This window comes from Tateyamaria sp. LSS28, assembly GCF_059611725.1.
Map to the genome: position 1 here is coordinate 688,376 of NZ_JCAPFI010000003.1, position 23,316 is coordinate 711,691.

Genomic DNA, 23,316 nt, shown 5'->3' on the forward strand with positions numbered 1-23,316 from the left:
CCGAGGTGTCAATGCGCTGGGGACGTGCGTAAAATCACGGGGCCGTGCGCATCCACGCGCAACTGGTCATCGCGCGTCACGGTCTCACGCCCGCCCGCGTGGCTCCATCTGCGCAAGTGTCGGCGCGCTGCGTTCCCAGATCAGAACCGACGCGTCTGGTCTGGAACGCAATTGGGCCAGCATCCGTTCGGTTTTGAGCCCAGGCAGCGCGGCGAATGCATCAAACAACTCATCTGCCCCATCAGCATCCACAGGAATCATAAGTGGCGGCTGATGAGGTTGATCAAGGCGCCAATGCGCTGGCGACTGCGCGCCGTCCAAAGTCAAGCGTTGCACTTCACGCATGGATACCGATCCACCACTAAGCGGCCCAAAATAGGTGACCTCGCCCTCATCCACTTGAACGGTGCCGAGCCCTCCACCCGCCCCGCGAAAACGCCCGCGTTGCAGACCGACCATGATCAGCGCCCCGGCCCCGACCAGCATCACCGGCGCGATGTATCCCAGAACACCGCGCGCTTGCGCCAGCCACCACAACGCCAGGATCGCCAGCGCGATACCCGCCAGAACTTCACGCCAACGCCAAAGTGTGGCCTTTGCCTCAGGTCGAAAGAACATCCATTACCCCACGATCGTCCTTGGTGTGTTGAACATGACCACGCGGTATGTGCCAATGCGGCGAAACCCAATGGCAGCATAGGCTGCCTCGGCCGCCTTGTTTGCCGCAAACAGGATGGCACAACGCACACCATTGTCCCGCGCCTGCGCCAATTGTGCCGCCACAACCCGGCGACCATAGCCCCTGTTCCGAACTGACCGAGGCACGAACACGCCACCGATCTGGATCGTGTTTTCAACAGCGGCGTTCACTGATGTCATCGCAACGGGTTGCCCTTCGCTTTCGAGTATCTGCACCAATCCATCAACCAGAGCACTCTGCACGCGCCGTTCAATATCGACCTTGGAAAACGGCAGACCCGTTTCCTTGCCATAGCTGCAGAACCAGTTCGACAGAATGTCGCCATCCCCCGAACACACAGCACGCAGCGTGTCGTCTCCAGTTGCCAGATCGTGCAAATCAAGGATAAGCAAGTGCTCATCCTCCACAAGATCATCTTGGTCAGGCAAAAGTCCCAGCGCTGGCAACACATTGCCAACCTGATCCGAGACACCGCTCATGCCCAAAACGTGGCGACCAGCCCAGAAAGGGATCAAGGTTGCAAGATCAGGCACGCGATCTGGCATCTGCACAAGAAGGTAACCGGATCTGGTCAGACCAAACACCGCGCGAATATCGTCGTCTTCGCGCCACAGAATGTAATCCGTTGCATGCGCCCCTTCCCTATTGCCGATACCGCACTCTGCAAGATTGGAACGCAGAAACATGGATGTCTCTGAATACCGGGACAAGAAACGTTCAATGGCATCGGCATCTTCGGGCCCGGCGCGGCAGTAACGGGTGGTCACCGACCCAGTCACCGCCAATCCCCCAACCGTTGTTGCCACACTGTCAGCGCGGCGACGGCTGCCGTATCAGCACGCAGGATGCGCGGCCCGAGCTGCACTGCATGTGCGTTATCCAGCGCATGCAGGCGCGTGCGTTCCTTGTATGAAAACCCACCCTCCGGACCGATCAAGATCGCCCATGGCCCCGAGATGTCCGGCAACGCGGAACTGTCCCCTGCCCCTGCCAAGGCCTCATCGCAGAACATCACCTGCCTGTCGCCAAGATCGGCCAGCACCCGGTCGAGCCGGGCCATGTCAGTCACCTCGGGCACATAGGTTCCGCCGCATTGCTCTGCTGCCTCAACCGCATGGGCCTGCAAGCGATCACGCTGCACGCGCCCCGCATTCGTGAAATCGGTCTGGACCGGTACGATGCGCCGTGCACCCATCTCGGCCGCCTTTTCGACGATGAAGTCTGTCCGTGCTTTTTTGATCGGGGCGAACATCAGCCACAAGTCCGGGGGCATTTGCAGTGGTCGGGTCTGAGCCTCGCACAGAAGTGTACCGCCGCGCTTGCCAACCTCGACCACTTCGGCCCGCCACTCACCATCCTGCCCGTTGAACAGCGAGACCGCTGCCCCACCGGTAAGGCGCATGACGCCAAAAAGGTAATGGGCCTGTTCCCGCGACAGGACGACGGATTGCCCCTGCCCCAACGGGTGTTCTACATAAAGGCGGATCTTCGCATCACTCATGAGCCCCTACATATGACCAACACGCAGCCATCACCAGACGGACAAGTCGCCGACGCAGTGTCGGGCAACTGGGTGGACACGCTGGCCCCCGTCTGGAGCCGCCCCTACCTTCGCCTGAGCCGCGCGGATCGGCCCATTGGCACATGGCTGCTGTTGCTGCCTTGCCTGTGGGGGCTGACGCTTGCAATGATCCACGATCAAAGCCCACGCTGGGAAGACGCATGGATCGCGATTGGCTGTGCGTTGGGGGCCTGGTTGATGCGTGGAGCAGGCTGCACGTGGAACGATATCACCGACCGTGGCTTTGACGGACAGGTCGAGCGCACACGGTCGCGCCCCATCCCTTCGGGTCAGGTCACCGTGCGTGGTGCCGTCACCTGGATGTGCCTGCAATCGCTCATCGCCTTTGCCATTCTGCTGACCTTCAACACGGCTGCCATCCTGTTGGGCGTTCTCGCGCTGCTACCGGTCGCGGTCTATCCCTTTGCCAAACGGTTCACATGGTGGCCGCAGGTTTTTCTGGGTCTTGCTTTCAACTGGGGTGCACTGCTGGCCTGGACAGCGCACACCGGGCAATTGGAGGCACCAGCCGTGGTGCTTTACCTCTCAGGAATCGCATGGACGCTGTTCTATGACACGATCTATGCCCATCAGGATACCGAGGATGACGCTCTGATCGGTGTCAAATCAACCGCGCGCCTGTTTGGTAAAAACACGGCCCAATGGCTACGCAGATTCCTGATGGCAACAGTGGGCCTGATGGGGATCACGGTGATCTTTGCAGCACTCGACGCGGCCAATGTGCTGGCGATGGTGCTGGCGCTCGGGGGGCCATGGGCCATGGGCTGGCACATGGCATGGCAACTGCGCGGGCTGGACATCGACGACCCGGCAAAATGCCTGCAGTTGTTCCGGGCCAATCGAGACACGGGCGCAATTCCGCTCCTCTTTTTCTGCGCAGCATTGCTGGTATGATTGAACCCCAGCTCCAAGCCGCGTAAACCGGGTCGCGCTACTGACCTTAGAAAGGGTTGCATGTAATGCGTTTGTCGTCCCTTCTGATCGTCGTCACCACGTTTGCCGTGGCGGCTGTGCTGGCGTTGGTGACGGCCAATCTGTCGGTAAAACTGATCGAGGAAACCTCGGAAATCGGCGTCCGGGATGCGCTGGATGAAGCGAGCCTGACCTGGGCGGAGGTTGAAGCAGACGGTTTACAGGTCACGCTGGCAGGCATCGCACCCACGGAAGCTGTGCGATTTGCCGCTCTGTCCACGGCAGGCAGCGTTGTTGACGCCGCCCGTGTCATCGACGAGATGGAGGTCGAGGCTGCGGCGGCTATTGCGCCGCCCCGCTTTTCTGCTGAAATCCTGCGCAACGACGCGGGGCTGTCCATCATCGGCCTGATCCCCGCGACAACAGATCGAACCGCCGTGATCGACCGCATCACGGCCATTGCAGGCGACCTACAGGTGACCGACCTGATCGAGGTAGCAGACTATCCGGCGCCCGCAAATTGGGAGGATTCTCTTGGGTTTTCGCTCGCAGCCATGGAACGTTTGCCACGCGCCAAGGTATCGGTCACGGCGGGCCGTGTTTCCATTCGCGCCATCACCGACAGCGCCGAGGAAAAGGCGCAGCTTGAAACACAATTGAACCGCGCCGCACCACCCGGATTGCGTGTGGCGTTGGACATCGCGGCCCCGCGCCCCGTCATCACGCCGTTCACGCTACGACTGGTCAAGGACGAGAACGGAACACGCTTTGATGCCTGTTCCGCCGACACAGAAGCCGCACGGACACGGATTGTGACCGCAGCCCTCGAAGCCGGACTGACCGGTTCTGCGACCTGCACCGTTGGCATGGGTGTGCCCAGCCCGAAATGGAGCACCGCCGTCACGCAATCCATCGGGGCCTTGTCCAAACTGGGCGCAGGCTCAGTGACGTTTTCCGATGCGGACATCACCTTGATTGCCGCCGAGGGCACGCCGCAAGCCGATTTCGACCGCGTGGTCGGCGAATTGGAGAATGAGCTCCCCGAGGTGTTTGCACTGTACGCCAAGCTGCCCGAGACAGTGGACCCCAACCAGGGCCCACCCGAGTTCGTCGCCACGCTCAGCCCTGAAGGCCTCGTTCAGCTGCGTGGTCGGATTTCGGATGAAAACCTTCGCTCGCTCGTGAACAGCTATGCGCAAGCTGCTTTCGGCACTGACAGCGTCTATACCGCGACGCGTATCGTCGACGACCTGCCGTCGAACTGGCCCGTTCGCGTGCTCACTGGGCTTGAGGCTTTGTCACAGCTTTCGAACGGTGCTGTGACCGTAACACCCGACACGCTGACCGTTTCCGGCAACACGGGTAACCCAAAGGCCAGTACCAACATCGCCTCGCTGCTCGCCTCGAAACTCGGCGAAGCAGAAGAGTTCGACATCCGTGTCATCTATCAGGAAAAACTCGACCCCATTGCCGCACTTCCGACGCCAGACGAATGCGAGGCAGAAATTGCGACGATCCTATCCTCTTCGAAAATCAGGTTCGAGCCAGGCAGCGCAACCATCGATGCCAGTGCCCTTGGCACCATGGATGACATTGCCGAAGTGCTGCGCCAATGCGGTGATCTGCGGTTGGAAATTCAAGGGCATACAGACAGTCAGGGCCGTGAAGAGATGAACCTGAACCTCAGCCAGGCGCGGGCGCAATCGGTGTTGAACGAATTGCGCGCGCGACGTGTGCTCACGTCCACCTATTCGGCCAAAGGATATGGCGAGGCCGATCCTATCGCCGAAAATGACACCGAGGAAGGGCGCGAGGCCAACCGGCGCATCGAATTCAAGTTGATCCGCCCAGCCCCTTCCGCGCCGGAAGGTGAAACAACGCTGGAAACCCTGGCCGGAACAGGCGATACAGAGGCGGGCACAGAGGACAGCGCCGAAGGACAGGACGATGAGCAGAACTGAGTTTGTCATCGCGACAGCTATCATTCTTTTCATTGCGTTTTGCCTTGGCTGGTTCGCCAACTGGCTGATCCATCGCTTTACCCGTGTCGCAGCCGGGGATGTTGCAGAACTGGACCGCATGAGCCAGGAACTGCACGAAGCCGAAGAGACGCGCGATCAGGCCATCACATACCTGCAGCAACGCGAGGCTGAGTTGACCAATCAACTAAGCCAGACCGAGGCCGAATTGCGTGCCGCCATGGACGGCTTGCGCGATGCGCGCCACGAGACGGAAGAGCTGCGCGCCTGGATTGATCGACAGCAAGCGAGCTGACGCGCGAGGCGGATCAAGATCCGTGTCACAGGATGGTCGGTATCAGTAAGGCGGATTTCAATCCGCCGCTCCTAAGCAATCTTGAGGGCTTCTCGTTCGCCTACTGTCGTAAGGCGGATCTTGATCCGCCATTACCAGCGCGTCAGTGCGTCTTCGTCTTCATCCCGCGCCGCGACCCATTCTGCACCATCTTTGGTGATCTCCCGCTTCCAGAACGGTGCACGGGACTTGAGGTAATCCATCAGAAATTCGGCGGCCTCGAACGCATCCTTGCGGTGCCGCGCGGCGGTGGCGACCATCATAATCATCTCGCCCACATCCAACCGCCCGTGGCGGTGAATCACCAACGCATCCTCAAGTGACCATCGGGTCATGGCCTGGTCCGCAATCTCGGTCAGGGCGGCCTCGGTCATTCCGGGATAGTGTTCGATCTCCATCGTCTGCAACCCGCCATCCACATCCCGAACAATGCCCGTGAACGTGACTACAGCGCCAGATACAGCGCGACCTTCGGCAAAACCCGCCGCCTCGGCCCCGAAATCGAAAGGAGTATCCTGTACCACGACGCGCATAACGCTAGCCGCCCGTCATCGGAGGAAAAAAGGCAACTTCGCGCACACCGTCCAGAGGCGCATCAAACTCCGTCAACTGCTGGTCCACTGCCACGCGCAGGGCCGTGATGTCGGCAAAAGCAGCGGCATAGCGCTCTTCGCGCCCACGCAGTTCGTCCACAAGGTCCATGACTGTTGTAGCCTTAGTTTCGACCGCCTCACGGGGAATGCCAATCCGTTCGCGGACCCAGGCGAAATAGAGCACGTCCATCCTTGTCACCCTTTCAAATGCGGCATGGCCTTACGGAAGTAGTCCCACCCGGTGATAAAGGTAAGTGCGGCGGCGATCCACAGCAACCAAAGGCCTATACGACCAGACCAATCGGCCCCGGCCAGTTTCCAAGACAGCCCCATGTGATCCGGTTCGTCGCCATTCAGGATGGCGCTGACCATCGCCTGATCCATGCCCCAGATCGACATGCCAAAATAGTGCTCGAACACCCCCTGCGAGAACAGAACCGCAATGGCGATCATCTGAAGCGTCGTCTTCCATTTCGCCAGTTTCGTGACACTCAGCGTTCCAGCCGTATCGCCCAGATACTCACGCAGGCCCGACACGAAAACCTCGCGGAAAAGAATCATTGTCGCGGGCAAGACAAGCCAGGGTGACCAACTGGAAAAACCGATGATGACCATCAAGGCAATCACCACCATCGCCTTGTCCGCAATCGGGTCAAGCATGGTACCCAGTTTCGTCTGCTGCCCCCATGCGCGGGCAAGGTAGCCGTCGAACCAATCAGTGATAGCGGCGCCCACGAACAGGATCACAGCAAGGATGTCGGCGTAAGGTCGTGTGAAATAGAGGAACATGACCGCCACAAGCGGGGCGGCGATCAATCGAAGAGTTGTGAGAGTGTTCGGGATGTTCCAAGTCATGCGGCAGGTCTAGCGTGAACTTGCAGGAGCGGGAAGAGCCGATGGATCATGTATCAAGCCGCACTAACAAGCCCTACTGATCATGGAAGAAGTCATAGACTTTTTGCGCCAGCCCCTCGGATACACCATCCACTGCTTTGAGGTCCGCAAGATTGGCACGGCTGACCGCCTTGGCCGACCCGAAATGCGCCAGCAGTGCACGCTTGCGCGACGCACCCACGCCGGGAATATCATCCAGCGGGTTCTTCATATTTGATTTGGCTCGCTTGGCACGGTGCGTACCGATGGCAAAGCGGTGCGCCTCGTCTCGCATACGCTGCACAAAATACAGCACCGGATCATTGTGGCGCAGCGCAAACGGGCGTTGGCCGACACGGTAGAACTCTTCTTTGCCGGCATCGCGGTCCACACCTTTGGCCACGCCGACCATCGGGATATCCTCAACACCATGTTCGGCCATGATCTGGGCAACGGCACTCACCTGCCCTGCCCCGCCGTCGATCAACAGCAGGTCCGGCCACATTCCCTTGGCCCGATCGGGGTCTTCGGACAGCAGCCGTTTGAAACGGCGGTGCAACACCTCTTTCATCATCCCGAAATCGTCGCCTGGCGTCAGGTCATCGCCCCGAATGTTGAACTTGCGGTAGCTGTTTTTCATGAACCCGTCCGGGCCAGCGACAATCATTGCACCGACGGCATTGGTGCCCTGAATGTGAGAGTTGTCGTAGACTTCGATCCGCTCGGGCGGTTCAGACAGTTCAAACGCCTCTGCAAGCCCACGCAGCAGCTTGGCCTGTGTGGCACTTTCGGCCATCTTGCGGGCCAAACTTTCACGGGCATTGCGCAGCGCGCTATCGACGAGTTCTGCCTTTTCCCCGCGCTGCGGCACCAGCAACTCAACCTTACGGCCCAGCTTCTGCGTCAACGCCTCGGCCATCAGATCGGGGTTTTCGATCTCGTTTGACAGGATCAATTGCCGGGGCGGTTCCTTCGTGTCGTAGAACTGGCCTAGGAACGCTTCGAGCACTTCCGCCGCGTCCACGTCGGCCCCCACGCGCGGATAGAAATCGCGGTTGCCCCAGTTCTGGTTCGCCCGGATGAAAAACACCTGCACACAAGCCTGTCCGCTGTCCATATGAAGCGCGATGATATCAGCCTCCGTCACACCGCGCGGGTTGATACCCTGTGCCGATTGCACCTGTGTCATCGCACGGATACGGTCGCGCAGGGCAGCAGCGCGTTCAAACTCCATCTCTTCCGATGCCTGCTGCATCTGATCTGCGAGTTTTGCCTGAATGTCAGTGCTTTTGCCGGACAGGAAGCGTTCGGCATCCTTGACCGATTGAGCGTAGTCGGCTTCCGAAATCAGGCCCACGCATGGTCCAGAACACCGCTTGATCTGGTATAGCAAGCAGGGGCGCGTGCGGCTCTCGAACATAGAGTCGGTGCAATTGCGCAGCAGGAACACCTTTTGCAGCTGGTTCAGCGTGCGGTTCACCGCACCTGCGCTGGCGAAAGGTCCGTAATACGCCCCCTTCTGCTTTTTTGCCCCGCGATGCTTTTTGATCTGCGCATAGGCGTGATCGCCCGTCACAAGGATGTTCGGAAAACTCTTGTCGTCCCGCAGCAGCACGTTGAATTTCGGCTTGAGCTGCTTGATCAGATTCTGTTCCAGCAACAGCGCTTCGGTTTCCGTTCGCGTGGTCAGGAACATCATCGACGCGGTCATCGAGATCATGCGGGCAATCCGACCGCTATGACCTGAGGGCCTTGCGTAGTTCGACACCCGCGCTCGCAGGTTGCGCGCCTTGCCCACGTAGAGCACCCGGCTCTCACGGTCGAGCATCCTGTAGACGCCGGGGGATGAATCCAACGTCTTGAGATAGCCCTGGATCACCTCGTGCCCGACGGGCGCGGGGTGTTCAATTTGGGCGTGTGAGGATGGCTCGTTTTTCTCCATGCGATTCGTGCTGTCTTTCCTGTTGTGGCTGCACTTATTTGACTGGCCGATCAAGCATACTTGCATCCACGGATCATGTGGATAAGTGTGCGGGTAACTTCTGGGCGTTGAGGTTTTTTCTTTGTTTTTTGGGCGTTTCGCTGAAATGCCTAATTTTTAGGCACATATCTAACGCATTGTTTTCACGTATATTTTTATTACACAAGCAACAAGTCACTGAAATCACAGGGCTTTTGGTAACAGTTTTGTAACCAAAATGAATCCAGTGCAAAACTCACCTAGCGTCACCTACTCGACCCCGATCACATCAGGTGTTTCCCACGCCAGGTGCTGCCCCCCATCGACACACAAAAGCTGCCCCGTGATGCCCGGTGAATCGAGGAAGTACCCCAAAGCGCCAACAATGTCCGCAGGGTTTGATCCACGCGACAGCACAGTTGCTGCCCGTTGCTTGGCAAAATGCTCGGCGCTTTGACGCCCGCCTTGTAGTGTCGGCCCCGGTCCAATCGCGTTCACACGAATATGCGGTGCCAACGCCCGTGCGCTGGTCTGGGTCAGCGCCCAGAGCCCCATCTTGGCGATGGTGTAGGTCGTGAATTCGGGCGTCAGCTTGCGCACACGTTGATCCACCATGTTGAGGATCAGCCCGGCCGCGACCGGCTCATTCATATCGTCTTGCGTGGGTATCAGCCCCTGGGCCGCCATGGCCTGTGTCAGTACGAACGGCGCGCGCAGATTGCTTTCCATGTGCCGGTCCCAGCTGTCCCGGGTGGCGCTCTCTACGGTGTCGTATTCGAAGATGGAGGCATTGTTCACCAGGCAGGTGATCGGACCACCCAACGCATCCACGGCGCGTCCGAACAGCGTTTGTGTGTCAGCCTCGTCCAGCAGGTTGGCTTGCAAGGCAACACCACGCTGCCCCTTGGCTTCGATCTGTGCGACTGTCTCGCGCGCGCCCTTGTCTGAGCTGGCGTAGTGTACAGCCACGTCATATCCACGCCCCGCCAGATAGACGGCCATAGCCTGGCCCAGGCGGTGCCCTGCCCCTGTTACTAGTGCGCGCGTCATCGCACCCTCCCTCTTTGAAATCAGCTTAATACGATAGCCAGATAGGTCAGATAGAGGACGGTCAAGATCACGCCCCACACCCGGGTGATATCACGGCGCATGTAGACAAACGGCACCAGCAGGATCGATGCCCCCAGCATGACCCAGAGGTCGAACCTTAGGAACGCGGAGTCCACGGGGATCGTACCGACAAAGCTGGCCACGCCAATAATGGCGAGCAGGTTGAACATGTTCGATCCGATTACATTGCCCAAAGCGACATCCGCCTGCCTGCGCAGTGCGGCCATAACGGTTGTGGCCAGCTCAGGCAGGGACGTGCCCACAGCCACAAGCGTGAGACCGATCACCGTGTCACTGACCCCGTACATTTTGGCAATGATCGTTGCATTGTCGACCAGCAAATCCGCGCCCAACGGCAGGCCAATCAGGCCAAGGATCAGAAAAATCGCAATACGCCAGCCAGGTAGATCTGGATCCACCCCTTCAATTTCTTCTTCATCTACCGTGGCATCGGCACAGGCAGCACGGTGACCGCTGGCTTCGCGCGCGGCATCCCACAGCACGAATGCAAGCGCGGACAGCAAAACGATCGCTGCGATCCAGTCAAATTTGCCGCGGAACGCCAATGCGATGAACAAAATCGACGCCGCAATCATGAAGTTGTAGGTCTTTTTTGTTTCGCATTCGGAGGTGTGCATTGTCGCCAGCAAAGCCGGAATGCCCAAAACCAGAAGGATATTGGCCGTGTTGGAGCCCACGACATTACCAATGGCGATGCCCGGGGCACCTTCCAAAACAGCTTGAATGGCGATCAGAAGCTCAGGAGCAGACGTCCCAAATGCAACAATTGTCAGGCTTACGATCAGTGCTGGCACGCCAAGGCGCAATGACAAGTTCACGGCCCCCTTGACGAGCGAGTCCCCCGCCAGCAGCAGGATGACGAGGCCAAGCCCGCTGAGAAGCCACGGCATTGCAACCGCCATCAGGTTCCACCCCGTCCACAACTGCACTTGCCCTTTCCAATCCGATACCGTCCGCAAGCACATTTGGCAGCTGCCAATCGCTTACCCCCGATCCAGTGCAGTTTGCCAAAGACGGCCAACACCGCAATGAAGGCAAGGAATAGAAGGACGATCTTGGACATCATGACTTACAGTCCAAACCGGGCGTAGGCCGCGCGTTCTTCGATGGATGACACGGCGTCCTCCATCAGATGCGCCCCCAATCGGGCAAAGAAAGGACGTCGTACGCCATACTGGCGGAACTTCACCTTGTCGCCAAACCGGTCCTGCATCATGGGCTTGAGGTGCCCGATCCCGTCAATCAGCCCCAACGCCTTGGCCTTTTCCGCCAACCAGACTTCACCCGCAAACAAGTCGGCTTCGGCATCAAGCTTGCCCACGCGGCGGGCTTTCACATGCTCGATGAAATTCGTGTGAATGTCGTTCAACAGCCCCTTCAGACGCTCAACATCTTCGGGCTTTTCCGGGCGGAACGGGTCCAGCATGCTTTTGGACTTGCCTGCCGTATAAACCCGGCGTTCAACACCCTGTCGTGTCAGTAACTCATGCGCACCGAAACTGGCAGAGATCACGCCAATGGACCCGACCACTGAAGACGGATCCGCATAGATTTCATCCGCAGCTGCTGCCAGCCAATATCCACCGGACGCGGCCACATCCTCGACGAACGCGATGACGGGCACATCTTTTTCAATAGCGAGCCTGCGAATGCGTGCACCGATCAGCGAGGATTGTACCGCACTGCCGCCTGGCGAATTTATTTCGAGTGCGACAGCAGCGGGCTTTCCCCGGCTGAACGCCTTTTCAAGGGAACTGGCCAGCGCCTGATCGTTCAGCGTGCCGCGCGACCCACCGGCAATGACCCCTTGCAGTCGCACAACGGCGACTGTCGGGTCGGATTTCATGAAAGGGATCCAGCGTTTCATCCAAGCCCATGTAGAATGCAGCCCCACACAGAACAAGGCCGCAATTAAAAGGAGTTGCGCGTCGTAACGTTATTGCCGAATGCGCCAACCCGTCTTGAAGATCCACCAGACCGCCCCCAGGCACAGCGAAGTGAACACTGCGATGGCCACCAGGGATGTCAGTATCGGCACATCCTCGACACCGAAGAACGCCCAGCGGAAACCCGAGATCAGATAGACAACTGGATTGAACATTGAGATCGTCTGCCAGACCGGCGGCAACATCGAGATGGAATAAAACGACCCGCCAAGGAATACGAGTGGGGTCACAATTAGCAGCGGCACCAGTTGTAACTGCTCGAAGTTGCCCGCCCAGATGCCGATGATAAAGCCAAACAGCGCAAAGCTGACGCAAGTCAGGATCAGAAATGCGATCATGGCCGCGGGGTTTTGTATCTGGATATCTACGAAGAAAAACGACGTGATCAGGATAATAATCCCGATAAACATCGCCTTGGTGGCAGCCGCCCCGACATAGCCCATCACGATCTCAAGAAAGCTGATGGGTGCCGAGAGCAGCTCGTAAATTGTCCCGATGAACTTGGGGAAGTAGATGCCGAAGGACGCGTTGGAAATGCCTTGGGTCATCACCGTCAGCATGATGAGGCCGGGCACGATGAACGCGCCATAGCTGACGCCCTCCACCTGATCTATACGGCTGCCGATGGCGGCGCCGAACACCACAAAGTAGAGGGATGTGGACAGCACAGGCGAAATTAGGGATTGCGCGATGGTTCGGAAAAAGCGCGCCATTTCAAAGACGTAAATAGCACGGATCGCAGTCCAGTTCATGCCATCTCCTTCGGCTGGTTGACCAGTGAGACAAAGATATCTTCAAGGCTGGATTGACGGGTGACAACATCACGAAGCTGTAGGCCCGATGCCTGAACGTCATTCAGCAGTTTGGTGATACCGGTGCGTTCTGCATTCACGTCGTAGCTGTAGATCAACGTCCAACCACCATCACCCAATCTCAGGTCATAGGCCGCCAACACATCGGGCACGGCGTCCAGTTGCGTTGTCAGTTGAACATCCAGTTGCTTCCTACCCATACGGGCCATCAGGGTGTCCTTGTCTTCGACCAACAGGATTTCGCCTTTGCTGATGACACCGACCCGATCCGCGATGGCTTCAGCCTCTTCGATGTAGTGTGTGGTCAGGATCGTGGTGACGCCATCCGCCCGCAATTGCTCGACAATTTCCCACATGTCCTTGCGCAGCTCCACATCGACACCCGCCGTGGGTTCGTCGAGAAACAGCACCCGGGGTTCGTGGGCCAATGCCTTGGCGATCAGTACGCGACGTTTCATGCCACCGGACAATTCGCGGATCTGGTTGTCCCGCTTGTCCCACAAAGACAGGCGTTTCAGGATGTCTTCGACCGCGCTGTCCTTGCGTCCCTTCCCAAACAGGCCACGGGAAAAGCGCACCGTGTTGACAACCTTTTCGAACGGCTCCAACGCGATTTCCTGGGGCACCAAGCCGATCAGGCCACGCGCCTGCCGGTAATTGTTGAGGATGTCATAGCCCGCAACTGTCACCGTCCCCGAGGTCGGCATTGTGATGCCGCAAACCGTTGAAATCAAAGTCGTCTTGCCTGCGCCATTGGGACCAAGCAGAGCAATGATCTCGCCTTCTTCAATGTCCAGATTGACGCCCTTGAGCGCCTCGAAACCGCCTGCATAGGATTTACGCAGGTTCTGGATACTCAGGATCGTCGCCATGAATACTCCGGCTCATTTCGGATGGATCAAAATTATTGGATGGCGCAGAATTATGCTGCGCGGGAACGCGGCGCCAGCGCGCCCACGCACAGCCGCATGTGCACCGCTATTCTTTGCCCGTCAGGCGGCCAAGCCAACCCTTCTTTGGCGTATCTTCTGCTTCGGCTTCCGCTTCGGGTGCGGCCGGCCCTTCCAATGCGTCCTGCAGGTTGGTGAAGAACTGATCGGCCATCTTCTTGGCAAAACCGTCGATGATGCGACTGCCAAGCTGGGCCAGTTTGCCGCCCACTTTCGCCTCAACATCATAGGACAGCTCTGTTCCGCCATCGACTTCGGCCATGCGCACCTCGGCGCCGCCCTTGGCAAAGCCAGCGGCCCCTCCCTTGCCTTCGCCAGTGATTGTAAGGCTTTGATTCTCAATCATTTCGGACAAGGTCACCTGACCTTTGAAAGTCGCCTTAACCGGGCCGACCTTTTGGGTCACGGACGCTTCGAACCCGTCTTCGGGGGTCCCTGTCACCTCGGTCGCGCCGGGCACACATGCCTTGAGCACTTCGGGGTTCAGAAGGGCTGCATAGACCTCGGACGGGGTGGCTGCGATCTGGCGGGTATCGGACATTTGCATGAGGAGGCTCCCTTGCTCTTTGGCCCGTGATACCGCAGCGCATGCAATTGCGCTATGCGCTATTCGCAAGCCATTCGGTTCTATGCTGTGATAGGGCTGAAAATATGGACAACGCACGTCAGAACATCGCTGGGCTGGGCATTTTATGCGTGCTGATCGCTGTATTCTGCATCTCGATAAATGACATGCTTATCAAGCAGTTATCAGGAGACTATCCACTGCATCAGATTGTCTTTGCGCGCTCTGGCATCGGCATTCTGTTCAGCCTGATCATCGTACAGTACGAAGGTGGCTTTGGCATTCTGCGCACCAACACCCCATGGCAGCACGCGCTGCGGGGCATTCTGATTGTCATTGCCAACATGACTTTTTTCGTGGGGCTCGCGGTGCTGCCACTGGCAGATGTGACGGCCCTGTTCTTTGTCGCACCCCTGTTTATCACATTGTTATCTATACCAATTCTGGGTGAACGGGTTGGTGTCTTGCGACTGTCGGCGGTGGCCGTTGGATTTGCTGGGGTTGTCATCATGCAACGCCCCTGGGCGGACGCGGATACGCTTGAGGTGAGCCGGGTTGTGTTGCTGCTGCCGGTGCTGGCGGCCCTGACTTATGCGTTAAATCAAATACTTACGCGGAAACTGGGTGTGGCCAGCAAGGCCAGCGCCATGGCGGTTTATATCCAGGCGACCTTTGTCATCGTATCCTTGGGCTTTTTCGCTGTCGCCGGTGATGGGCGGTATGCCGAAGGCGCGACAAACGGATCGGTGATCTTTCTGCTGCGGGCTTGGGTCTGGCCGCAAGGTGCTGATATATGGGTCTTTTTCGGGCTGGGCGTAAACTCAGCCATCATCGGGTATTGCCTGAGCCAAGCCTACCGCCTGACCGATGCGGCAACAGTTGCACCCTTCGAATACGTTGGTCTGCCCCTGGCCGTGTTCTGGGGCTGGGCGGTATTTGGGGATTTGCCGGTACTTGAGGTCTGGATCGGCATTCTTCTGATCCTGGGCGCAGGTCTGTTTGTGTTTCTGCGGGAACAACAAAAAGCGCGGGGTGGCGACCGGCGGCCTGTCCGGGGACGCAATGGTTAAGGCACCGCGCGGTGCGCTGATGCCGCAAAACTGCGCATTTTGAGGCGGAAACCGCGTATTTTACACCCCGCGAAAACAGGGGGTTCGAGCTTGTTTCCAGAAAACCGCGCATTTTGCGGCCAAAACTGCGCATTCTCCTCGCGCAGAGTGCAGTCACACCCTGTTAACTTTGCTGCCGCGTTAAGGTTTGCGCGGGTCCGATAACTTTTGGGTAAGATCTAGCCGTCGACCTGGATCACGACCTTGCCCGTCGCCTTGCGTGTCCGCAGCAGGTCGAGCGCTTCGTTCGAGCGGTCCAGCGGCAGCACATGGCTGACATGGGGTTTCAGCTTGCCTTCGGCATACCAGCCAAAGAGCACCTTGAAACTGTCGGTCAGCACCGATGGGTTCACCCGCATGTAGCCGCCCCAATAGAAGCCGAGCACATGCAGGTTCTTGACCAGCAGGTAGTTGGCGGGGATTTGAGGGACGGTGCCAGAGGCGAAGCCAAGGGGCAGAAGGCGCGCCTCGGGGTTGCAGGCGCGCAGCGCCGCATCAAAGAGGTCGCCGCCGACAGGGTCATAGACCACATCCGCACCTCCCAAAGCTTTCACATCCGCCTTCAGATCACAGATGTTGCTGTCGAGCAGGTGGTCGGCCCCTGCATGAGACGCAATTTTCAGTTTGTCGGCGCCCCGGGCGCAGGCGATCACCTCTGCCCCCATCAGCTTGCCCAGCTCGACGGCGGTGAGGCCGACCCCACCCGACGCACCGAGCACGAGCAGCCGTTCACCCGGTTTCAGGTGCGCCTTGTAGTCGAGCGCGACGTGGCTGGTGCCATAGGCCACGAGGAAGGCTGCCGCATCCACCTCGGTCATGTCATCGGGGATGGGCACGCAGATGTTGGCGGACAGCGCCGCGTATTCGCCCAGCCCGCCAAAGCCCGCATAGGCGGCGATGCGTTGGCCCTTGGTCAAGTGCGTGACGCCCTCGCCCAATGCCTCGACAGTGCCGCACATTTCCATCCCGATGGTGGCGGGGAGTTGCGGTTTTTCCTGATAGGTCCCCTTGACGATCAGCGTGTCGCCGAAGTTGAGACCGCAGGTGTGGATGCGCACCAGCACCTCGCCTGCCTTGGGGGTTGGCGTATCGATCTCGCGCAGTTCGAGCGGCTGCCCGAGGGCGGTGACTTGCATGGCGCGCATTGTGGTTCCCCTAGTCTATTGGTCGTCCCGACCGATTTGCCAGACCACATAGCTGATCTGCACGGCCCCGAACAGGAGGCCATGGAAGAACCAGAGGATGAAGAGGATCAGGAACGCATCGTCACTGCGTGCGGCACGTGTGTGAATGCCCGCAATGTCAAGCAACCAGATGCCCGTGACGAACACGGCCGAAAGCGCAAATCCCACAGCGGTGCTGTTCAGGAACAGGCGGATCAGGGGGTTGGGTTGCTCAGGCTGCATATCCCAATGGTAGCGCGCTTCGTCAAAGACGCCAATCCGGAACACTGCCGCATGGGCGCCACCTTGCCAATACGCAAGGCGGCCAGGATGTTTCGCCCCCTGCGGGATCAAACCATCACTGGCACCTGTCCCTAGTTCGCTTCACCGTGGGCAGAGCTGAACAGTTTCGGGTTGAAGCCCAGTGTTACTTTGCGACCCAGCGACCACAACGCCATCTGGAACACCCTGTAGGGCTTGTTTACCTTGATCTCGATCGTTCTGACGCCCGCGAAGTTTTTGCCGTAGCGGATGTCATCGATATGTTCGGATGCGATGTGCAGGCCATAGGGCATCACCTTGATGCCCGCGCGATCAATCCTGATCTCTTTGAAGTTCCGGGCGAGGCTGTAGGTCGTCAACGCCAGGATCGGGCTGAGCAAAAGCGCAATCAGTGCCTTTATGTTTTGCATGTCAGAACTGGACGGATCCGCAAAAACATGGACCGTCGCCAGCGGCGTCAGCATTGCTACGCCGAAAAAACACCAGGATATGAAGGTGAAGACACGGTTGTAGTGATAGCGCCCCGCTTCTTGTTCAAGGAACATATCGGGCGTTGTCTTCGACGTTGGGTCTGTGGCCATCTTGCATTTTTCCAGTCAGCAATGAGCGTGTTGCAAACGTGTTACCGCGGAAAAAAGACAATTGTTTGGCGAAATTTTCCCGTTTGCTTAGAAAACTGCGCTTTGACGCATGGAGCGGTCGGTGGGAAATGACGGGCCGGGCCCCTGAGTCCTTGACGCTTGCTACGCCAACCCCAACTGTGGCTGCATGTTTCCAATCCGTGACCACAACCCTTCCGGACGCACGCCCTATGTCACCTACGCCCTGATGGCGATCAACGTGGTGGTGTTCCTGAGCTATGTCAGCCTGTTTGCCGATGAGCGCGCGCTGAACCGTTTCTTTTTCGACTATGCCGCGATCCCCGCGCGCATCTTGTCCGGGGACGGGTTTTCGACGCTGCTCACCTCCATGTTCCTGCATGGCGGTTGGTTGCATCTGGCAGGCAACATGCTGTTTTTGTACATCTTTGGCGACAATGTGGAGGACGAAATGGGGCATATGCCTTTCCTTGGTTTCTACCTGACCACCGGGATCGCGGCGAGTGCGATCCACATTCTGTCTGCCCCGGGGTCGGTGGTGCCGGTGGTGGGTGCGTCGGGGGCCATTGCCGGTGTGATGGGCGGGTATTTGTTGCTGTTTCCCAAGGCGCGTGTCGACATTCTGCTGATCCTGATCATCATCTTTCGCATCTTCCCCATTCCCGCCTGGATCATGTTGGTCATCTGGTTCGGCATGCAGTTTGTGGGTGGCGTCGGCAGCGATCCGAACGGCGGGGGCGTGGCGTATTGGGCGCATGCAGGCGGCTTTGTCGCGGGCATACTTCTGACCATTCCGGTCTGGCTCAGGCGCGGGGGGCCCGCATTCTGGCAGCGCACCGCAGGGCACCCGCCCCATCCCGAGGCCCGTTATGCGATGTCTCGCATCCCAAAGGTGCGGCGATGAGAGCGTCATGCCATTGCGGTGCCGTCGTGCTTGAGGTCACGTTGAGCGACGGTTTGGCGAGTGCCGGGCGGTGCGATTGTTCCTTCTGCCGCCGCCGGGCCGCGCCCGCCGTCACCGCGCCGAAGGATGGCGTCAGGATCATAAGGGGCGCGGAGAACCTGACGACGTATCAATGGGGTACGAAAACGGCCAAGCATCACTTTTGCAATGTCTGCGGCATATACATGTACCACAACCGCCGCTCGAACCCCGACGAGATCGGGGTGAACATGGGTGCGCTTGACGGGGTGAACCCGGCGGACCACGAACCGATCCCGTGGCATGATGGGGTGAATCACCCGTCGGATGCGGCTCCGGATAAGAAGCCGGAGAGCCGCTAGACTGAGGTCCGATCGACGCGCGACTTTAAAGTCTTAAACGCGAATGATCTTGGCCAGGGGTGCGAACATGTGTTCGTTGGCACAGATGATCTCGCCATCTTTTAGGATGCTGCCGCCTTCGGTCAGGGGCTCGACCAGCCCACCCGCTTCACGCACGATCAGCAAGCCAGCGGCCAAATCCCACGCGTTCAGGCGCCGTTCCCAATAGCCGTCATAGCGACCCGCCGCGACATAGGCCAAATCCAGCGCTGCCGAGCCAAAGCGACGGACCCCGGCGCAAGTGGGCATCAGGCGTGCCAGTTCCTTCAGTGTCTCGGGCAGATCGGACCGCCCGCCAAAGGGCAGCCCGGTGGCAAACACGCTCTCGATCAGCTGTCGCCGCCCCGACACGCGCAAGCGGCTGTCGTTCATGAAGGCACCGTTGCCCTTTTCGGCGAAGAACATCTCGTCCTTGGCCGCGTCATAGACGACGCCGGCCACGACCTGACCCTTGTGTTCAAGCGCGATGGATACGGCCCAATGCGGCAGACCGTGCAGGAAGTTCGTGGTGCCATCCAGCGGGTCCACGATCCAGCGGCGCGTGGGGTCTTCGCCGTCTTCCTCGCCGCCCTCTTCGGCCAACCAGCCATAGTTCGGACGTGCGGTGCGCAGCTCTTCCTTCAGGATCTCTTCGGCAGCGAGGTCGGCCTTGGACACAAAATCGCCCGCGCCCTTCATCGACACCTGCAGGTTCTCCACCTCGCGGAAGTCCTTGACCAGCGAACGGCCTGCCTTGCGCGCGGCCTTCATCATGATGTTGAGATTTGCGCTGCCTTGCATCGGGATGCTCCGGAGATGGGAAAGATCAAGGGCGCGCTATACGCCGCGGATACACGGTTGCCAAGGGGGCACGGGACTGATCGACTGATGCCAACAGGAAAGGATACACAATGCCCGACCAAATGCAGCACATCACACTCACCAGCCGCCCCACGGGTGCCCCGACACCAGACAACTTCGCCCTTGAAACTGCCCCCATCCCAGAGCCTGCGCAAGGTGAGGTTCTTGTCCGCGTCCACTACATGTCACTGGATCCGTACATGCGCGGGCGCATGGACGACGCCCAGTCCTACGCGGCGCCTGTACCGATCGGCGGCACGATGGAAGGCGGCGGCGTGGGCGAAGTACTGACGTCCAACGCTGACGGCTTTACGCCCGGCGAAATGGTCTTGGGCATGTTCGGCTGGGCCACCCATGCGGTGGCTGACGCCAAGATGCTTCGCAAGTTGGACCCGAACATGGGCCCGCTCACCGCAGCCCTCGGTGTCCTTGGCATGCCAGGCTTCACCGGCTGGCACGGACTGATGGAATACGGACGGCCCAAACAGGGCGAAACGCTCGTGGTCGCGGCCGCCACAGGCCCCGTCGGCTCCATGGTCGGCCAGCTTGCCAAATCCCTTGGCCTGCGGACCGTCGGCATTGCAGGCGGCGCAGATAAATGCGCACTCGCAACTGACACGTTCGGCTTCGACGCCTGCATCGATCACCGCGCTCACGCAGATGCCCGCTCGCTCCGCGCCGCGATCAAGGACGCAGCCCCCAAGGGCATCGACATCTACTTCGAAAACGTGGGCGGCAAGGTTCTGGAAGCAGTCATGCCACTGATGAACCCACATGGGCGTATCCCGGTCTGCGGTATGATCTCGTGGTACAACGCCGGGGGCTTGGGCGCCGGGGCCGACACACCGCTGTCCGCCCCCGCACTCTGGCGGCCTATCCTTGTCAAATTCCTGTCCGTCAACGGCTTCATCATCTCAAACCATTGGGACCGGCTGCCAAGCTTTTTGAAAGAAGTCGCCCCCAAAGTCCTGAATGGCGAGATCAAGGTTGTTGAAGACATCGCCGAGGGGCTGGAAAACGCGCCTGCGGCTTTCATCGGTCTGCTCGAAGGAAAAAATGTCGGCAAACAGATCGTCAAACTTGTGTGACACGGATTGTTGGGTCGGTGGGTGGGCGCATTTGCGCAGCAAACAGTGCCAGCCCCGAGCTCACGCCGCCTGAAGCTTCCGCGCTTCAACGCGCGCCAGATCAAGCAACTTACCCATATACGGTTTGCCCAGATCATCATCCCGCACCGCCGCATACAGCCGCCGGGTCAACCCCTCCTTGGTCAGCGGACGAGTAACGTAGTCGCTCGAATACTTCACCTCGCGCACCACCCAATCGGGCAATACAGAAACACCGCGATTTGACGCCACCAACAGCAAAATCACCGCCGTCAACTCGGCCTGCCGCACCGCCGCAGGCTCCACCTTGGCCGGGATCAGCAATTGGCTGAACACGTCCAGCCGGGTGCGTTCCACCGGATAGGTGATCAAGGTCTGATCCCGAAAATCCGCCGCATCAACATATGGTTTCTGTGCCAGCGGGTGGGATGATGCAGCTACAAAAACCGGCGCGTAATCAAAGAGTTCGACAAAGGTCACCCCAGGCAGATTTTCAGGGTCCGAAGACACCACCAGATCCACCTCCTCCTTCATCAGCGCGGGCAGTGCATCAAAGGCAAGGCCCGGGCGAATATCGACATCCACATCCGGCCAGCTTTTGCGAAACATTTCGAGCACCGGGAACAGCCACTCGAAACAGGCGTGACATTCGATGGCGATATGCAAGCGACCCGAGGACCCGTCGCGCAAGGAGGAAAACTCCGCTGCCGCTGCCTCGACCTGCGGCAAGACCTGTTCGGCCAACCGCAGCAAGCGCAGGCCCGCCGCTGACAGTTTCAATGGCTTCGAGCGGCGCACGAACAGCTCCACACCGGCCTGAGCCTCCAGCCCCTTGATCTGATGGCTCAGCGCTGACTGGGTGATGTGCAACTGATCCGCGGCACGTGCCAAGCCACCGGCTTCGTGAATGGCCTTGATCGTGCGCAGATGGCGAAACTCGATATGCATACGGAACTCATGTTTATCTTGAGAGTTATGAATTTGCCTCAAGATACGCGTCAGGGCATTGTACAACAAGCCCAAAGGAGCCTGCCGCATGCCCACGCCCAATGTCGCCCTGTCGTTCGAGACGTTTCCACCCAAATCCCTCGACGCTTCATTCCACCTGTGGGACACGGTGCAGGCGCTCACCCCCCTGAACCCGCGCTTTGTCTCCGTGACCTATGGCGCGGGTGGAACGACACAGTCGCTGACACAGGAAGCCGCCCGGACCCTGCGCAAGACATCCGGCCTGCCGGTTGCAGCGCACCTGACCTGCACGGGTCAAAGCCGCGACGACGTTCTGCGTACCGCAGAGAAATATGCGGCCAGCGGGGTTAAGGACATCGTGGCCCTGCGCGGCGATGCACAGGGCGGCGGCGCCTTCGCACCGCACCCAGACGGCTTTACGGACAGTGTCGATCTGATCCGCGCCTTGTCGGATATGAGCCAGTTCACCATCCGCGTGGGCGCCTACCCCGATAGCCACCCGGACGCGGCCTCGGCCCAGCAAAACATTGACTGGCTGAAGGCCAAGATTGAGGCAGGCGCGTCCGAAGCGATCACCCAGTTCTTCTTTGAGGCCGACAGCTTCCTGCGCTTCCGTGATGCCTGCGCGGCTGCCGGCATCACCGCGCCCATCACGCCAGGTATCTTCCCCGTGGCCAACTGGACGCGCGCGCGCAGCTTTGCAGAAAGATGCGGCACGCCCATTCCGGTGGCGACTGCAACCGCGTTTGACCGGGCCGACCGCGAAGACCGGGCACAACTCTTTGCCCTGACCCACTGCGCCGACCTGTGCGACACGCTCATCACCGAAGGGGTGGACAAGCTGCATTTCTACACGCTCAATCGTCCCGACCTCACGCTCAAAGTCTGTCGCGCCCTTGGCCTCGTTCGGCCCAGGCAAATGCGCAACGTCGCCTGATCGACTTCGTCTCGCCAAGTCAACTCCCGTGGCGTCCGCAAAGCGGGGGCTGACCCTTTCCTTCACTTGCCACTAGACCAATCGGTCTGATCGCACTACCGTCTCGGCAAAACAAGCCGGAGACAGACATGCCCCGCCTCGCCCAAAGCATCACGGACCTGCCCAGCCAAGACGAGCTCCTGTCTATGTCTGGCCTCGACTTCATGCGGGGTATTCTGGACGGCACCGTTCCCGGACCACCCATCGGCCACACGTTGGGATATGCCCTACATGAAGTACAGGACGGCCTGGTCACCTTCCGCGGCACGCCGGAATTCGACGTGACCAACCCGATGGGAACTGTCCATGGCGGTTGGTACGGCACGCTTTTGGACAGTGCGATGGCTTGCGCCGTGATGACCAAGGTGCCCGCCGGATCGGTCTACACAACGCTTGAATACAAGATCAATCTGACGCGCGGCATCCCATTGGGCATGGAAATCGCGTGTATTGGGCGTGTCGATCACGCGGGGCGCAGCACAGGTGTCGCGACGGGCGAAATTCGCGGTGTCGACGATGGCAAGCTTTATGCCACGGGCTCCACAACCTGCATCATCATGAAAATGCGCTGACCCACCTGGGACGGTGGGCGGGGCGAATTTGATCCGCTCA

27 protein-coding genes are annotated in these 23,316 nt (G+C 59.3%); 9 read left to right on the forward strand and 18 right to left on the reverse strand.

Annotation, left to right across the window (positions count from 1 at the left end; translation table 11 throughout):
• Positions 1-84: 84 nt before the first annotated feature.
• The 3 genes from AC53L6_RS12040 to AC53L6_RS12050 form a co-directional block, all read right to left on the reverse strand.
• Positions 85-618: a hypothetical protein gene (locus tag AC53L6_RS12040; protein WP_299768970.1), complete on the reverse strand. Its 534-nt coding sequence runs from the start codon at positions 616-618 to the stop codon at positions 85-87.
• Between the two features lie 3 nt (positions 619-621).
• Complete coding sequence (locus tag AC53L6_RS12045) at positions 622-1,386, reverse strand: GNAT family N-acetyltransferase (RefSeq protein ID WP_496908004.1); 765 nt, start codon at positions 1,384-1,386, stop codon at positions 622-624.
• An 89-nt stretch (positions 1,387-1,475) separates the two neighbouring features.
• Entirely contained in the window at positions 1,476-2,201 is a 726-nt protein-coding gene (locus AC53L6_RS12050; protein WP_496908005.1) for a 16S rRNA (uracil(1498)-N(3))-methyltransferase, read from the reverse strand.
• A 12-nt stretch (positions 2,202-2,213) separates the two neighbouring features.
• Between AC53L6_RS12050 and ubiA the strand changes: the two genes are divergently transcribed.
• The 3 genes from ubiA to AC53L6_RS12065 all read left to right on the forward strand — a co-directional run bounded on the left by ubiA (position 2,214) and on the right by AC53L6_RS12065 (position 5,468).
• Positions 2,214-3,176, forward strand: coding sequence for a 4-hydroxybenzoate octaprenyltransferase (gene ubiA, locus AC53L6_RS12055; protein WP_496908006.1), 963 nt, complete (start codon positions 2,214-2,216; stop codon positions 3,174-3,176).
• Between the two features lie 65 nt (positions 3,177-3,241).
• On the forward strand, positions 3,242-5,155 hold the full coding sequence (locus AC53L6_RS12060; protein ID WP_496908007.1) for an OmpA family protein: 1,914 nt from the start codon (positions 3,242-3,244) through the stop codon (positions 5,153-5,155).
• Positions 5,142-5,468, forward strand: a complete 327-nt coding sequence (locus AC53L6_RS12065; RefSeq protein WP_299210472.1) for a hypothetical protein — start codon at positions 5,142-5,144, stop codon at positions 5,466-5,468. The genes AC53L6_RS12060 and AC53L6_RS12065 overlap by 14 nt, the downstream gene beginning before the upstream one ends.
• Positions 5,469-5,599: 131 nt before the next feature.
• On the opposite strand, the gene AC53L6_RS12070 is transcribed toward AC53L6_RS12065, so the two are convergent.
• The 10 genes from AC53L6_RS12070 to AC53L6_RS12115 all read right to left on the reverse strand — a co-directional run bounded on the left by AC53L6_RS12070 (position 5,600) and on the right by AC53L6_RS12115 (position 14,319).
• Positions 5,600-6,040: a molybdenum cofactor biosynthesis protein MoaE gene (locus AC53L6_RS12070; RefSeq protein ID WP_496908008.1), complete on the reverse strand. Its 441-nt coding sequence runs from the start codon at positions 6,038-6,040 to the stop codon at positions 5,600-5,602.
• 4 nt (positions 6,041-6,044) lie between these two features.
• Positions 6,045-6,290: a molybdopterin converting factor subunit 1 gene (gene moaD, locus AC53L6_RS12075; protein ID WP_299210476.1), complete on the reverse strand. Its 246-nt coding sequence runs from the start codon at positions 6,288-6,290 to the stop codon at positions 6,045-6,047.
• A gap of 5 nt (positions 6,291-6,295) precedes the next feature.
• Entirely contained in the window at positions 6,296-6,955 is a 660-nt protein-coding gene (gene pgsA / locus AC53L6_RS12080) for a CDP-diacylglycerol--glycerol-3-phosphate 3-phosphatidyltransferase (protein WP_299210478.1), read from the reverse strand.
• 73 nt (positions 6,956-7,028) lie between these two features.
• Positions 7,029-8,915, reverse strand: a complete 1,887-nt coding sequence (uvrC, locus tag AC53L6_RS12085) for an excinuclease ABC subunit UvrC (protein ID WP_496908009.1) — start codon at positions 8,913-8,915, stop codon at positions 7,029-7,031.
• 288 nt (positions 8,916-9,203) lie between these two features.
• Positions 9,204-10,004 carry an SDR family oxidoreductase gene (locus AC53L6_RS12090; RefSeq protein WP_496908081.1) on the reverse strand — a complete coding sequence of 267 codons (801 nt, stop codon included), beginning with the start codon at positions 10,002-10,004 and terminating at the stop codon, positions 9,204-9,206.
• Positions 10,004-10,954, reverse strand: coding sequence for a calcium/sodium antiporter (locus AC53L6_RS12095; RefSeq protein WP_299210572.1), 951 nt, complete (start codon positions 10,952-10,954; stop codon positions 10,004-10,006). Before AC53L6_RS12095 ends, AC53L6_RS12090 begins: the two co-directional genes overlap by 1 nt.
• Positions 10,955-11,133: 179 nt before the next feature.
• Entirely contained in the window at positions 11,134-11,931 is a 798-nt protein-coding gene (locus tag AC53L6_RS12100; protein ID WP_496908010.1) for a S49 family peptidase, read from the reverse strand.
• 69 nt (positions 11,932-12,000) lie between these two features.
• On the reverse strand, positions 12,001-12,762 hold the full coding sequence (locus tag AC53L6_RS12105; RefSeq protein WP_299598097.1) for an ABC transporter permease: 762 nt from the start codon (positions 12,760-12,762) through the stop codon (positions 12,001-12,003).
• On the reverse strand, positions 12,759-13,694 hold the full coding sequence (locus tag AC53L6_RS12110) for an ABC transporter ATP-binding protein (RefSeq protein WP_496908011.1): 936 nt from the start codon (positions 13,692-13,694) through the stop codon (positions 12,759-12,761). Before AC53L6_RS12110 ends, AC53L6_RS12105 begins: the two co-directional genes overlap by 4 nt.
• A gap of 106 nt (positions 13,695-13,800) precedes the next feature.
• Positions 13,801-14,319 carry an SRPBCC family protein gene (locus AC53L6_RS12115; protein WP_299699127.1) on the reverse strand — a complete coding sequence of 173 codons (519 nt, stop codon included), beginning with the start codon at positions 14,317-14,319 and terminating at the stop codon, positions 13,801-13,803.
• A 104-nt stretch (positions 14,320-14,423) separates the two neighbouring features.
• Here AC53L6_RS12115 and AC53L6_RS12120 point away from each other — a divergent pair, with 104 nt between their 5' ends.
• Positions 14,424-15,407, forward strand: a complete 984-nt coding sequence (locus AC53L6_RS12120) for a DMT family transporter (RefSeq protein WP_496908012.1) — start codon at positions 14,424-14,426, stop codon at positions 15,405-15,407.
• A gap of 218 nt (positions 15,408-15,625) precedes the next feature.
• On the opposite strand, the gene AC53L6_RS12125 is transcribed toward AC53L6_RS12120, so the two are convergent.
• From AC53L6_RS12125 to AC53L6_RS12135, 3 genes are all read right to left on the reverse strand, one after another.
• Complete coding sequence (locus AC53L6_RS12125; RefSeq protein WP_496908013.1) at positions 15,626-16,591, reverse strand: NADPH:quinone oxidoreductase family protein; 966 nt, start codon at positions 16,589-16,591, stop codon at positions 15,626-15,628.
• Between the two features lie 15 nt (positions 16,592-16,606).
• Complete coding sequence (locus AC53L6_RS12130; protein WP_299210494.1) at positions 16,607-16,897, reverse strand: hypothetical protein; 291 nt, start codon at positions 16,895-16,897, stop codon at positions 16,607-16,609.
• 86 nt (positions 16,898-16,983) lie between these two features.
• Positions 16,984-17,472 (reverse strand): hypothetical protein, encoded by a 489-nt coding sequence (locus AC53L6_RS12135; protein WP_496908014.1) that lies wholly within the window; start codon positions 17,470-17,472, stop codon positions 16,984-16,986.
• Positions 17,473-17,659: 187 nt separating this feature from the next.
• On the opposite strand from AC53L6_RS12135, the gene AC53L6_RS12140 reads away from it, so the two are divergent.
• The gene (locus AC53L6_RS12140; RefSeq protein WP_299210498.1) at positions 17,660-18,394 is read left to right on the forward strand and encodes a rhomboid family intramembrane serine protease; all 735 of its coding nucleotides are present in this window, start codon (positions 17,660-17,662) and stop codon (positions 18,392-18,394) included.
• A complete protein-coding gene (locus AC53L6_RS12145) occupies positions 18,391-18,774 on the forward strand; it encodes a GFA family protein (RefSeq protein ID WP_299210500.1) in 384 nt (127 codons plus the stop codon). The genes AC53L6_RS12140 and AC53L6_RS12145 overlap by 4 nt, the downstream gene beginning before the upstream one ends.
• A 33-nt stretch (positions 18,775-18,807) precedes the next feature.
• Here the strand turns inward: AC53L6_RS12145 and AC53L6_RS12150 are convergent, their stop codons facing one another.
• A complete protein-coding gene (locus AC53L6_RS12150) occupies positions 18,808-19,593 on the reverse strand; it encodes an inositol monophosphatase family protein (protein ID WP_496908015.1) in 786 nt (261 codons plus the stop codon).
• 110 nt (positions 19,594-19,703) lie between these two features.
• On the opposite strand from AC53L6_RS12150, the gene curA reads away from it, so the two are divergent.
• Positions 19,704-20,741 carry an NADPH-dependent curcumin/dihydrocurcumin reductase gene (gene curA / locus AC53L6_RS12155; RefSeq protein ID WP_496908016.1) on the forward strand — a complete coding sequence of 346 codons (1,038 nt, stop codon included), beginning with the start codon at positions 19,704-19,706 and terminating at the stop codon, positions 20,739-20,741.
• 60 nt (positions 20,742-20,801) lie between these two features.
• Here curA and AC53L6_RS12160 read toward each other — a convergent pair whose 3' ends face one another.
• Positions 20,802-21,707 (reverse strand): LysR family transcriptional regulator, encoded by a 906-nt coding sequence (locus AC53L6_RS12160; RefSeq protein WP_496908017.1) that lies wholly within the window; start codon positions 21,705-21,707, stop codon positions 20,802-20,804.
• A gap of 88 nt (positions 21,708-21,795) precedes the next feature.
• On the opposite strand from AC53L6_RS12160, the gene AC53L6_RS12165 reads away from it, so the two are divergent.
• Together AC53L6_RS12165 and AC53L6_RS12170 are read left to right on the forward strand one after the other, a co-directional pair.
• Positions 21,796-22,665, forward strand: a complete 870-nt coding sequence (locus AC53L6_RS12165; protein WP_496908018.1) for a methylenetetrahydrofolate reductase — start codon at positions 21,796-21,798, stop codon at positions 22,663-22,665.
• A gap of 128 nt (positions 22,666-22,793) precedes the next feature.
• Positions 22,794-23,276 carry a PaaI family thioesterase gene (locus tag AC53L6_RS12170; protein ID WP_496908019.1) on the forward strand — a complete coding sequence of 161 codons (483 nt, stop codon included), beginning with the start codon at positions 22,794-22,796 and terminating at the stop codon, positions 23,274-23,276.
• Positions 23,277-23,316 lie beyond the last annotated feature (40 nt).